The organism is Moorena producens PAL-8-15-08-1 (assembly GCF_001767235.1).
Taxonomy (GTDB): Bacteria; Cyanobacteriota; Cyanobacteriia; order Cyanobacteriales; family Coleofasciculaceae; genus Moorena; species Moorena producens_A.
The window spans coordinates 9189759-9202716 of sequence record NZ_CP017599.1; the positions used below are offsets into that span (position 1 = coordinate 9189759).

The 12958-nt window shown below is 45.0% G+C and carries 11 protein-coding genes and 2 pseudogenes; 8 read left to right on the forward strand and 5 right to left on the reverse strand.

Annotation, left to right across the window (positions count from 1 at the left end; translation table 11 throughout):
• Positions 1-40 precede the first annotated feature (40 nt).
• Complete coding sequence (locus BJP34_RS48150; protein WP_229424154.1) at positions 41-238, reverse strand: hypothetical protein; 198 nt, start codon at positions 236-238, stop codon at positions 41-43.
• A 147-nt stretch (positions 239-385) separates the two neighbouring features.
• Between BJP34_RS48150 and BJP34_RS33690 the strand changes: the two genes are divergently transcribed.
• A complete protein-coding gene (locus BJP34_RS33690) occupies positions 386-1171 on the forward strand; it encodes a Uma2 family endonuclease (RefSeq protein ID WP_070396097.1) in 786 nt (261 codons plus the stop codon).
• A 39-nt stretch (positions 1172-1210) separates the two neighbouring features.
• Here BJP34_RS33690 and BJP34_RS33695 read toward each other — a convergent pair whose 3' ends face one another.
• The 3 genes from BJP34_RS33695 to BJP34_RS41710 all read right to left on the reverse strand — a co-directional run bounded on the left by BJP34_RS33695 (position 1211) and on the right by BJP34_RS41710 (position 4089).
• Positions 1211-2320 (reverse strand): hypothetical protein, encoded by a 1110-nt coding sequence (locus BJP34_RS33695; RefSeq protein WP_070396098.1) that lies wholly within the window; start codon positions 2318-2320, stop codon positions 1211-1213.
• Complete coding sequence (locus BJP34_RS33700) at positions 2293-3561, reverse strand: tetratricopeptide repeat protein (RefSeq protein ID WP_070396099.1); 1269 nt, start codon at positions 3559-3561, stop codon at positions 2293-2295. The genes BJP34_RS33695 and BJP34_RS33700 overlap by 28 nt, the downstream gene beginning before the upstream one ends.
• Positions 3562-3897: 336 nt before the next feature.
• Entirely contained in the window at positions 3898-4089 is a 192-nt protein-coding gene (locus tag BJP34_RS41710) for a hypothetical protein (RefSeq protein ID WP_149031328.1), read from the reverse strand.
• Between the two features lie 126 nt (positions 4090-4215).
• Here BJP34_RS41710 and BJP34_RS41715 point away from each other — a divergent pair, with 126 nt between their 5' ends.
• Positions 4216-4395 (forward strand): hypothetical protein, encoded by a 180-nt coding sequence (locus BJP34_RS41715; RefSeq protein WP_149031329.1) that lies wholly within the window; start codon positions 4216-4218, stop codon positions 4393-4395.
• A gap of 203 nt (positions 4396-4598) precedes the next feature.
• The gene (locus BJP34_RS33710) at positions 4599-4856 is read left to right on the forward strand and encodes a type II toxin-antitoxin system ParD family antitoxin (protein ID WP_070396101.1); all 258 of its coding nucleotides are present in this window, start codon (positions 4599-4601) and stop codon (positions 4854-4856) included.
• A gap of 386 nt (positions 4857-5242) precedes the next feature.
• Here BJP34_RS33710 and BJP34_RS33715 read toward each other — a convergent pair whose 3' ends face one another.
• A complete protein-coding gene (locus tag BJP34_RS33715) occupies positions 5243-5455 on the reverse strand; it encodes a hypothetical protein (RefSeq protein ID WP_070396102.1) in 213 nt (70 codons plus the stop codon).
• Between the two features lie 1382 nt (positions 5456-6837).
• On the opposite strand from BJP34_RS33715, the gene BJP34_RS33720 reads away from it, so the two are divergent.
• The 5 genes and pseudogenes from BJP34_RS33720 (at position 6838) to BJP34_RS33735 (ending at position 12944) form a co-directional block, all read left to right on the forward strand.
• Positions 6838-8541: a SulP family inorganic anion transporter gene (locus tag BJP34_RS33720; RefSeq protein WP_070396103.1), complete on the forward strand. Its 1704-nt coding sequence runs from the start codon at positions 6838-6840 to the stop codon at positions 8539-8541.
• Between the two features lie 99 nt (positions 8542-8640).
• Positions 8641-8791: pseudogene (locus BJP34_RS50620) on the forward strand (ISAs1 family transposase); the annotation flags it as partial.
• A gap of 281 nt (positions 8792-9072) precedes the next feature.
• Positions 9073-10197, forward strand: coding sequence for a sodium-dependent bicarbonate transport family permease (locus tag BJP34_RS33725; RefSeq protein WP_070396104.1), 1125 nt, complete (start codon positions 9073-9075; stop codon positions 10195-10197).
• 514 nt (positions 10198-10711) lie between these two features.
• A complete protein-coding gene (locus BJP34_RS33730) occupies positions 10712-11026 on the forward strand; it encodes a P-II family nitrogen regulator (RefSeq protein WP_070396105.1) in 315 nt (104 codons plus the stop codon).
• Positions 11027-11519: 493 nt separating this feature from the next.
• A pseudogene (locus BJP34_RS33735) lies at positions 11520-12944 on the forward strand (AAA-like domain-containing protein).
• The last annotated feature ends 14 nt before the right edge of the window (positions 12945-12958 follow it).

Consider the following 12958-nt stretch of genomic DNA (forward strand, 5'->3'; position numbering starts at 1 on the left):
GGGAGTTATTGAGTTTGCTAGCAGCGCGATTGACCGAAGGTCACGCTACGCGATCGCAAAAATCTTTTAAGTCACTCCCTGCCAGAAAGCGAATTTCTAAACCTCGGTTAACTGTTTGGTTGATCGTTTGACTATTTTGACAAGCACCAAGGAGCAAGAGAACAGAAGATACCGGTACCAAAGAGAGTTTCCAAGAGATTGAAGTAAAAATCTTGGGGAGATTGCTATAATTAAACATCACACATCCCTTAGTTGTTGAATCTAAGATCAAGCACCAATTAAATGATAACACGTTTGCTTCACACAAAAATCTGTTAAAATGGTCGTTTTTTATGGGGTGTGATAAGATAGAATAGGCTTCCAGTATTTGGTGAAATTTTTTCCTATGGTTCAGCAAATTACTCCCACCACCGATGACATCTTATATCCCGAAAGTGACGGGAAACTAATGGCCGACAATACCCTTCAATTTGAACTAATTACTACCATTAAGTATGGCCTAGAAGTCCACTTCAAAGATGACCCCAATGTGTTTGTCGCTGGGGATTTGTTGTGGTATCCAATACAAGGAGAACCCAAAATCAACCAAGCCCCCGATGTGATGGTAGTTATCGGTAGACCCAAAGGGCATCGGCGTTCTTATAAGACCTGGGTTGAAGATAACCTTAATCCTCAAGTCACCTTTGAAATTGCCTCCGAAACTAACACCATTAAAGAATTAGAAGAGGATAAACTCAAGTTTTACCGGACCCATGGAGTAGAAGAGTACTATCTCTATGATCCAAATAGAGCCAAACTAAAAGGCTGGTTGCGTTCAGCCGAAAAGTTAGAACCAATCCCCCAGATGCTGGGTTGGGTGAGTCCCCGTTTAGGAATTACCTTTGAGTTAGTAGCATCGGAATTGGTGCTCTATTATCCCAATGGTGAGCCTTTTGCTAGCTATTTAGAAATTAGTGAGCAAAGAGATATGGCTCAACAACAGGCAGAACAGGAACGCCAACGGGCAGAGCAAGCACAGCAAGCTTTAGAGCTTGAAAGACTCGAAAAACAACAGGCATCACAACGAGCAGAGCAAGCACAGGAAGCTTTAGAGCTTGAACGAACTCGTATGAAAGCATTGTTGGAGCAATTAAAAGCCAAAGGGATAAATCCCGAGGATTTTGACCTGTAAGCTATTTGATTGATTTAGTTGAAACCATACCGATACCCCCTAATTCACATCCAGAGCCGCCTCTAAAATTTCACTTTTCTGCTGTTCTAGTTGACGCACTTCTGATTCATCTCCTAACGCCCGATAACTGACCTGGGCTTGCTCTAACCACTGTAAAGCTTCTTCTTTACTATCAATAATTAGGGTGATAATTACTAAACGCTTTTGTATTTCCGCTTGACTGTTTAAATTTGAGGCTGCTTGAGCCAGTTCTAAACCTTTGAGGTAACGCTCCTTTGCCAGTCGATTTAATGCCACTTCTGTGTAGGCATCCCCTAGCAATTGATAGGTAGCTACCAAAGTATTACCATCTTTGATGCTTTGTTCAAGTATATCAATGGCATCATATTTCAAGTCTTTGCTGAGGTAAAAATGGGCTAGGGCTAAGGTATTTGCTTTTTCACTTAACTGTTTTTGCTGGAGTTCCTCTACTTCTTTTAATAGGGTGTTGGCTTTCTTTTCATCAAGTATCCGAAAACCCAATACCCCTTCCTCTATAGAACGTTTCCCTTTGTCAGTTTCAACAATTAACCAATAATAACCAGGTGCTAGAGGTTGTTCCCCTGAATAAAGAATTTCTGTCTCCCTAGTGTAGGTTTTCCAGTCTAGATCTGATGCAAGTCCACGAATCCTAACAGAGTAACGTTCTGCACCTTCAACCTGATGCCAGCGTAGGGTGGGTCGGTTGTCGAGTAAGGATGTGTTCCTCGGACTTAATAGGTAAGGAATTTTTTGATTATTTGCTGCCCTAGTAGAAGCGGTATAATCCTCTGAATGAATTATTCTACTATCTCCGGTGGTAGGACAGCCTTCATTAACGATGGATGTTTTTCCCGGTTCAGGTTTCCAGGTTGTCCAGTTGGAACACAGCACTTCAACCGTAGCATTTGAGTCTAGCAACAGCCTATCTTCCCCCCTGAGTACATTACCAATAGAAGCTGGTTGAAAATTTGACCAATTGGGCTTCTGGAATTTGACTTGACCTGGAGGAGCCAAGGCGATAATTAGATTAAAGCTTCGTATTTGAGGCAGGGCAGGTTTGACGAAAGGGACTGCCACACCTAGCCCCAATGCAAAGGCAATTAAGGTTTTCCATTGTTTTGACCACATGATTGATTTTCCTCCTTTAATTTTTGATGAGCTAAGCCCAGCCACAGATCCTCATCAGGATTAGCACTTGACCCCAATTGACAACATTTTTGCCACTGGGTAAGGGCTTTGGTTTTCTGGTTTTGTCCTTGATAAACCTGAGCTAATAAGCAGTGGGCTGAACCGCGATTGCTGATTTTTTCAATACCTTCTGGACTACTGCCTAAAGAGACCGCGCTCCGGAGAATTGGTTCTGCTTGCTCCTCTCGCCCTTGCTTGAGTAAAGCCCAACCCAAGTTTTTCATCAGGTCGTATCGAACTTTGATGCTTGCTTGCCCAGCCCCGGCTAAACCTTTGAAGAGTAAGGGGATAGCTAAGGAGGGTTTGTTGTTAAGAATATGCAAGCGACCTAAGTTGTTATAAGCTTTAACAAAACCGCCTTTTACGGCGAATTGGTATTGAGTTCTGGCTTTGTCAAACTGTTGTAAATCTTCGTAAACTACAGCTAAGTTGTAGTGAGCTTTGACATTATCAGGATTAAGGGCTAAGGCTTGCTGATAGTGGGCTTCAGCACTGGCGAGTTGACCCTTGTTATAGTTTTCAAAACCTCTTCTATTAGAAAAATTAGAAAAATTGGGCAGATAAAAGTTAAAACCTAGTAAGATTAGCAGTAATAACTCCGTCGCCCCGAGCTGGGCTTCCCCATGAAAATGCTTGGGAATACCCAGTCGGATTAATAATTTATCAAATTCTTCTTGTCCGGTTTCCGTTAGTTCGCTTATCGCTTGTAATAAGGTCAAAAGACTAGGAAAAGCAATTGCTACTGCTCCCGCAAATCCAGTGCCTGCTATCAGAAAACGAGGCAGAAGGTCGATTAACAAGCCAAGATTCGCCGTCCAGCCAGCAATGCTCAATCCTCGCCATAACCAATCCCACCATTGCCAGCGGGCAAGCTCCGTTTCTGTTTCTAAATGCCACCACCAAGCTGTGTCTGGGGGTTCCAAACTAGTTCGCCAGCTAGAAAAATCAATAACCTTGCTGATCTGCCAAGCATTTTGTTTGAGGCGCACATCCAAGGCAACAAGGGTTTTTTGTTGGTGATAAGAAGGGTAAACTTTTGCCTGACCAGTAGCGTGAACAAAATCCCTAGCATTTAAAACTGCAATAATTTGCTCTTCAGACATCGGTGATGCTGAATATTCCAAGTTATCAAGGGCTATTTCGTAAGTCTTGAGAGCCTCATCTAAGGGAGGAGTATTCATTTACTTTGTGGGTCAAAGATGTAAAAATTAAACTTAATAAACTTAATTGTTCTTGCAGCTTATATAGTTGATTTTATAGATTTGTACTACTAAGCTCGAAAAGCTTGACTGTAAGCAGTCAGCCGTCAGCCGTCAGCCAAGGGCATAAGCTGATAGCTGATAGCTGATAGCTGATAGCTGATTTTTCAGTATATATAGACTTATCCGGCTAACCAGCAAAAGTTATGCAGGAAACTTTCAATACCAGGTTGATCTCCCACAGGACTTACCCACCAAGACCCTTAACATCCCGTTTCTCCTTATAAGTCAAAAGCTGAAATCGGTATATAGCATTTCTTAAATAGGTGAGGTACACAAGTTGTGGATTAATGGAAATAGGGAATAGGGAACTAGGGAATGACTTTTTTGAAGTGTCGTCTGTTGCTTGATGTACTTTTGCTGCTCCAATATCACCCATACCAACTGCTCCCTTGCCAGTTGTTTGAGGGCTTTTGGCTCTAGCTTGTTCAGTGCGAGTTTTCTGCTCATGCTGTTAGGTTACCGATTTTTTCAGTTTTGTCAACCCCCCTCACCTGAATTCTTACAATTAAACTTAATTGTTCTTCCAACTTATATATTTTATTTTATAGATTTGTACTACTAAGCTCGAAAAGCTTGACTGTAAGCATTCAGCGGTCAGCCGTCAGCGGTCAGCGGTCAGCGGTCAGCCGTCAGCCAAGGGCATCAGCTGATAGCACCTCAAGTAACGTGGCACAGGCTTTGGCCTTGGCCTTTAGGCCACGCGGGGCGCGTTTGGCCACGCTGTGCGAACGACGCTGTGACGTAGCGCATTAGCTGATAGCTGATCTAGGGGTAATTGCAGCTGGCTCACATTTTTTTGTTCCCGCTTTTTATTGTAGGGCGCAGGCTAAGTAGTAACAACCGTTAACATCAGCCTTGCAATTGGGTTGAGTGCGGGGCCAGTCTCTAGATTGACAATCCATTGGCAATTATTGACAATATAGCTATAAACAAGCAGTAAGTAACTAGGTATCCCAATGGACACAATGAATATTGCCCTGCCCTCGCAGATGAAAGAGTTTATTCAAGCTCAGGTAGCCTTAGGGGGTTATAGCAGCACTAGCGAGTACATTCGAGAGCTAATTCGAGCTGACCAAAAGCAGAAAACTAGATACGCCCTAGAAATGGAAATTCTCAAAGGACTAAGTAGCCCAGAGCCAACAACAATGACAGCTGACGATTGGGAAGATATTCGTGCCAATATCAGAAAGCGGTTTGACCAATCCGGGAAATAACTGATACATAGGATAATTACAGCGTTTCTCATATTAATTAGGTATAGAGGATTTTTTCCCTACTCCCTATCTCCCTATCTCCCTATCTCCCTATCTCCCCATCTCCCCATCTCCCTATCTCCCTATTCCCGACTCCCTAAAAAAAAATCGGTCAAGTTTGGGTTAACCCCAATCCTTGACCGAATTCTGTACTTTAACGTTCCACAAGTACAGCTCAAAATCGATAATTTCAGACCTCAATTATGGCATGATTCCCGAGTTAGTCAGCAACTACTGAAAAGCAATAACATCCCACCTCATTATGCTTCATTCTGCTTCATCCTCCTTCACCAAACATCCTTCACCATTCCTGATTTGCCAGGGGGCAACCCTGGCAAACTCCTATCTTAATCTACGTAAAAGTATCGAATCAAAAAGGTCATAACCTCACCAGGCTTTCCCGTAGGCTCCGGAGTGCTCCACTCCTCCGGCTCCGCATACTTAAGGGAATAAATGGCATTAATTGTTTTGCGAACCTTTTCAGGAGAACCAATCAAAAGGAGCTTGGCTTTCTTGGGTAAGCCACCTTGGTTGTCGGAAGGAGGAAAATTGTTACTCATCTGAAATTATCTCTTGAGTTTGTTGACATTATTAATTTATCAATAAATAAATATAGTGTCAAGGGGTTTTAGAATTTTTTTTTATTAGGAAATCGGGAATCGGGAATCGATAATTTTAATAAAAATAATTTTAAATTTGGCAGTATTTTAGACCAATAAAATCAGCTTGTAATCGGTATAAAACACTAGCCACAGACATAAACTAAACTATATTAATCGTAGGGTGGGCAGTATTTTAGACCAATAAAATCAGCTTGTAATCGGTATAAAACACTGCCCACCGAGATCAAATTAAGTAGTTATCTATATTTTTAATAAAATTACTGGTCTGGTGGCCAGTGCCTAATACCAATTCAAAACCTGACAATCCTGTTGGTACCCACTGCCCACCCTACATCTCCCTAGATTTTTAATAAAATTACTGGTCTGGTGGCCAGTGCCTAATACCAATTCAAAACCTCACAATCCTGTTGGTAAGCACTGCCCACCCTACATCTATATTTTTGATAAGATTACTCCTCTGGTGGCCAGTGCCTAATACCAATTCAAAACCTGACAATCCTGTTGGTACCCACTGCCCACCCTACATCTACATATATAGCTCTGGTGGGCAGTGCTTCAGCCCATTCAAAACCTGACAATCCTGTTGGTAAGCACTGCCGACCCTACATCTCCCTAGATTTTTAATAAAATTACTGGTCTGGTGGGCAGTGCTTGAGCCCATTCAAAACCTGACAATCCTGTTGGTAAGCACTGCCGACCCTACATCTACTTCTTCGGGTGCATCTCATTTTTGCGGTTTGACCTGGTGGTGCGTTACGGGACGAACTGTGCTAACACTGGCTACCGATAAAATGAGGGCGAGCCCGTCCCTGAAGCACCACTAGCAACTACGCTATAAAAGAGGAGTTAATTATCTAGATTTTTAACAAGATTACTGGTCAGGTTGGCAGTGCTTCAGCCAATTCAACACCTCACAATCCTGTTGGTACCCACTGCCCACCCTAAATATTTTTTCCTTCCCACACTTCCGACACTCCCCACACTTCCCACCCTCCCGACACTTCTTTTAGTTATAGATTTACAAATATCAGATGCACCCCCACACTCCCCACACTTCCCACCCTGCCTACACTTCCCACCCTCCCCTGCTATAAAGCAAATGGATAATTGCCATGAGTTTTTATGAAGTTAATATATTTATTAATAAATTCTTAATATTAAGTTAACGGCTGACTATGTTTCTGGGTTTGTGCCTTGACTATAGACTTAAGTAAATGATTTTAGTAAGATTATTAAATAAATCTAATGGATGTATTTGCAGTACAGTAATAAGTACTTAACTACATGTAATGTAACAATTACCTAAATGTCATTTAACAATGCAACTGACTAACCAAATTCACTTTCGCAACATAAGGGGCGATATTTTTGGTGGCCTAACCGCCGCCGTGATCGCCCTCCCCATGGCTCTTACCTTCGGTGTCGCCTCCGGTGCTGGAGCAGAAGCTGGTTTGTGGGGTGCTGTATTAGTTGGCTTTTTTGCTGCGGTATTTGGAGGTACTCCCACCCTAATTTCTGAACCCACTGGTCCCATGACCGTGGTGATGACAGCGGTAATTGCTAACCTTACGGCTGCTAATCCAGAAAACGGCATGGCTATGGCGTTTACCGTGGTCATGTTAGCCGGAATTTTTCAAATTCTGTTTGGCTTTCTGCGCCTAGGCAAATACATTACGTTGATGCCCTACACCGTCATTTCCGGTTTTATGTCGGGTATTGGAATCATACTAATTATTTTGCAAACTGCTCCTTTCTTGGGTCAAGGTAGCCCTAAGGGTGGCGTCATTGGCACAGTTACTAGTTTGCCCACACTGATAGCAAACATCAACCCGATTGAAACTGTTTTAGCGGTTTTGACGGTAGCAATTCTTGTTTTGATGCCCCGCAAATGGAAACGCATCGTACCCCCCCAGTTGGTAGCCTTAATTCTGGGAACAGTTTTGTCTTTGGTGTTTTTCTCTGGGGTAGATATTCGCCGTATTGGGGAAATTGCTGTTGGTTTGCCTAGTTTGCGTCTACCGGTGTTTACCACTCAACAGTTACAGTTAATGGTGGTTGATGCTTTGGTGCTAGCTACACTGGGCTGCATTGATGCATTACTAACGTCCCTGGTGGCTGATAGTTTAACCCGCACCGAACATGACTCTAACAAAGAGTTGATGGGCCAGGGTTTAGGTAATTTAGTATCGGGTTTATTTGGCGGTATTCCTGGGGCTGGCGCAACCATGGGAACTGTGGTTAATATCCAAACCGGGGGTAGGAGTGCCCTTTCTGGTATCGCCCGTGCTTTAGCATTACTAGTAGTTGTGCTTTGGGCTGCCCCCCTCACCAAAAGTATTCCCCTTGCTGTTTTGGCTGGTATCGCCCTCAAGGTAGGTATTGATATTATTGACTGGGGTTTCCTCAAGCGTGCCCATAAAATTTCTTGGAAAGCATCCCTGATTATGTACGGGGTGATTTTACTGACTGTTTTTGTTGACTTGATTGTGGCCGTGGGAGTGGGAGTATTTGTTGCGAATATCCTCACCATTGAGCGTCTTAGTAATCATCGGGCAGAAAGTGTTAAGGCGATTACCTATGACGATGAGGAAATTCAGCTTTCCCAGGAAGAGAAAGTACTATTGGATCAAGGTGATGGTCGTATTGTACTGTTTCATCTCAGTGGACCGATGATTTTTGGGGTTGCCAAGGCAATTTCCCGTGAACACAATGCCATTGAAGGTTTTGATGTGCTGATTCTGGATTTCAGTGATGTACCTATTTTAGGTGTTACCGCTACCCTCGCTTTGGAAAATGCTATTCAAGAAGCCTTAGATAAAGGTCGTCAAGTATTTATTGTAGGGGCAGCAGGCAAAACCAGAAAGCGCTTACAAAGCTTGGATATCTGGCATAAGATTCCAGCCCAAAACCTAGAATTGAGTCGTTTAGAAGCACTGCGGTGGTCTCGTACGATCGTGAATAACTCTCAAAATTATGCACCAACTCAGGCACAAGCTAATTTTGATTTGTCAGCTGATGTGTAAGTTTTATTTAAGCCTTTACAGCTCAGGGTAAGCGCAAGAAAAATGAACTAATAATATAGCTGGTTAAGTAGTTTGGTCACAGATAATCGAGCCCAGGTGATTCCCATTGATGGCAAACAACTCAAGGGCTCCTATGACCTAACCCTAGTACAATCAGCCTTGCATTTGGTTAGTGCATAGGGCTTCTGAGCATCGGCTGTGTCTCGGGCAAGTGAAAGTGGATCATAAAACCAATGAGATTACAGCTATCCGTTGCTTTACTGGAATTATTGGACATCTGTAGTTGAGTCCCGATACCATTGATGCCATCGGGACTCAACTACAGAAACGCCCATAGTATTCCCAGGAAAGGTGCAGATTATGTTTTGGCTCTAAAAGGGAATCATCCCACTAAGTTTCACCCAGGTTAAGCAATGGTTTACAACTGCTTTTGATAATAAGTTTGAGGGCGTCGAGCCAGCCACCCAGGATTCAAGGCTACGCTTGGCTGCCGTCCTGACCCCTAAGATATGATTAAGGAGGAATTACAATATGGATTTTTTGTCCGATTTCTTGACGCTCTTCCTGGCTAAGTTGCAGTCCCCGACACTCGGCTTTCTGATTGGTGGTATGGTCGTTGCCGCCGTCAATAGCCGACTGCAAATTCCAGATGCGATCTATAAGTTCATCGTCTTCATGCTGCTCATCAAAGTCGGCCTGAGCGGCGGCATTGCGATCCGCAATGCCAATCTGGCGAAAATGCTGTTGCCCGCAGTGTTCGCCATCGTAATAGGGATCCTTATCGTGTTCATCGGGCGCTACACGTTGGGCATGCTGCCGAACGTCAAAACCGTGGATGCCATTGCGACCGCAGGCTTGTTCGGTGCCGTGAGTGGCTCTACCCTCGCCGCCGCCCTGACGCTACTGGAAACCGAAGGCATCGAATACGAAGCCTGGGCTGCCGCACTCTATCCCTTCATGGACATCTCAGCGCTCGTGACTGCGATCGTCTTGGCCACCGTTTATCTCAGCAAGCAGCGCGGTACCGCAGACGAGTATCTCAGCAAGCAGGAGTATCTCAGCAAGCAGCCCGTTACCGCAGGCGGTTATCCCAGCGAGCAGCGCATTACCGCAGGCGGGTATCCCAGGGAGCAGCGCGGTACCGCAGAGGAGCGGGTCAAGATATGGCCCATCGTGAAGGAAAGCCTCCAGGGTTCTGCCCTATCGGCACTGCTGCTCGGCCTCGCTCTAGGCATGCTAACCCAGCCGGAAAGTGTCTATGAGAGCTTCTTCAATCCCCTCTTCCGCGGCCTGCTTTCAATACTGATGCTGGTAATGGGTATGGAGGCAACCTCAAGGATCAGCGAGCTGCGCAAGGTGGGCCAGTGGTACGCCCTATATGCCTTTGTGGGGCCGCTGCTGCATGGGTTCATTGCCTTCGGTCTCGGCATGATTGCCCATGTCATCACGGGATTCAGCCTTGGCGGCGTCGTGATCCTGGCCGTCATCGCCGCCTCCAGTTCAGACATCTCAGGGCCCCCCACTTTACGAGCCGGTATCCCGTCGGCCAATCCCTCCGCCTACATCGGCTCGTCCACAGCCGTCGGCACGCCGGTTGCGCTTGCCTTGGGAATACCGCTCTACATCGGGCTCGCCCAGGCGCTGATGGGCAGCTGATCCCAGACTGGTGGCAGTCTGCCGGTGTTCCCCTGGCCCGGCGACCAACGCGGCGGCTATGTCAAGGTCTGCGTCGTCTCCATTAAACAGCCGCCCGGCCCATAGGTCTGGGCCAATGATTCGTCACGTCAGTTTCACATCCAACCGCGATCCTGACCCTGTTATGGCATCGCGCAAACAACACGAGAAACGAATTTATAGCCATTAGTTGAAAGTACTAACGTACCAATATGTTCCAGAATAACTTTTGTCAGTCAATCAGGGGTTTTAGCTTAGATAAGAGAATTATAAACTAGAAGTCATTAGCTATTATAATTATTCGCTTAGAAAATTTTGACTGATGGATCATATGATGATAGCGTAATCACTATGGCAAGCGCCCTATTACGCAACGTGTAGACGAACGCGATGGTATTTCCTTCCTCTACTCGGATCAGCGCGATAGCGAGCGGTTCTACCGTTTTCCTGAGTTTCTGTGCAGTTCAATGACTACAAGCGTCAAGAGGTAACCAGCATGACCCAACAAGCCAGCAAGCTCGTCATCGTCACGGAAAAGTTGCTGCTGAAAAAGATCGCCAAGATCATCGACGAAGCCGGGGCTACCGGTTATACGGTGGTGCCTGTTGGCGGTAAAGGCAGTCGCAACGTGCGCTCGTCGGGACAACCCTCCGTTGGCGACAACTACTCGAATATAAAGATCGAGGTGCTCACTCGCAATCGGGATATCGCCCTGAAGATTTCGGATGAGGTCGCAGCCAAGTTTTTCGACGATTATTCGGGCATCGCCTATATCTGTAACGCGGAGGTACTGCACGCGCACATGTTCTGACTCAAAACCGAGCCATCGAACCAAAAAAGCCGGGGCATGACCCCGGCTTTTTGGCCAGGGCTGTTTCATTCCCTAAAACAGGTAAAATAGCAGACGTCTTGCTTGAACCTCCCCACCCTGTAGAGGGATGGGGATTCCCAGGCACAACAACTATGTTGCTGTTATCGACCTGGGCGTGACTTTCCCCCGCACCGGAGGTAGCTGGATAGGGTCAATTCCCAGTTTTTTGAGACCCTTACTTTTTATATTAACACTATTTGAGAGGGAAAATTCATCCCCGACCTAAGCCGTAGGGTGGGCAGTGCATCAGACCAATTGAAAAGCTGACAATCCAAGTCTAAGCCACTGCCCACCCTACCTCTCCCAACTCCCTTTTGAATGCATGCCTTTTGCCTCTTGCCTTGCCCGTAGCGCTATATCAGTTTCTCCAAAAATCTGGAATGCTGGGGCTGTAGTTGGTAGCTAAGTATACATCTACAAAATTATTAGTTACATGATTGCTCAAGCATTTGATGAGTTTTACCCCTCCCATCCAGTTCTGAGTGTAGTCTCTGGAGTAGACTCAGAATCAGAGTTAGCTTGGATACAAGCAAAAGAGTCTGCTGATCAAGTTGTCTTCAAAAATACAGGCAAACATCTCAGTGACATTGAAACCACAGTACTTCAGGGTTCCTGGGAAGGGAAAACCTATGAGCAGATCGCCAATAGGTATGGCTACAGTGCTGAGTATCTTAACAAAGATATAGGCAACAAATTATGGAATAAGCTCTCAGAAGCCTTAGGAGAAAGGGTTACCAAAAAGAGTTTCAAACAAGCACTCAGAAGAGCATGGAAAAAGTGTCAAGGTACATCAGTGGGCACCAATGGAGAGCAGCAAGCATCTGAGCCGGTAACAACGCTACCATTTCCGTCGGGTTGGGTGGCGCTGGATTCACCTCTTTATGTGGAGCGAGACAGCATCGAATCTCTCGGTTACGATACCGTTATTATGCCTGGTTCCCTGATTCGGATTAAAGCACCAAAGCTAATGGGAAAAACCTCCTTAATGATGAGGATTCTAGCTCATGCTCAATCCCAGGATTTTCAAACGGTTTATTGAGATTTGAGCAGTGTAGACCGAGCAATTTTAACGGATTTAGATAAGTTTCTACGCTGGCTCTGTTTGAAAGTTGGTCGGCAGTTAACGTTAGAAAATCAATTAAATGATTATTGGGATACAGAGATTTTGGGGAGTAATGATAACTGCACAGTCTATTTTGAGGAGTATTTACTGGCAGAAATAGATTGTCCCCTGGTCTTAGCATTGGATGAAGTCGATCGAGTTTTCCCCTACCCCGAAGTAATAGAAGACTTTTTAGGGATGCTGCGCAGCTGGCATGAGAAAGCCAAGATTTCGGATATTTGGAAACAACTGCGGCTAGTGATAGCACATTCTACAGAAGTTTATATTCCCTTAGACTTAAATCAATCTCCCTTTAACGCCGGGATTCCAGTGGAGTTGCGAGAGTTTGACCAACAGCAGGTAAAAAATTTGGCTCATCTCCATGGACTAAATTGGAATGATACCCAGATAGAGAAATTAATGACAATGGTATCTGGTCATCCCTATCTGGTAAGGTTAGCGATGTATGAAATTGGCTCTGGCAAGGTAACATTCCAGCAGTTGTGGCAAGATGCACCAACAGAAGCAGGTATTTATAGCAACCATTTGCGGCGACATTTAGAAACACTGCAACAATTACCAGAGTTGCTTCAGGCCCTCAAGAAAGTTGTCACGTCATCCGAGCCAGTAGAACTGAATCCGATCGAGATTTACAAACTGCACAGTATGGGGTTGGTAGAGCGACAGGGTAACTATGTTGTCCCTCGCTGCAATTTGTACCGGGAATATTTCTACCAAGTTCTAGCTTTTAGGTAAGCATCTGCGCTACG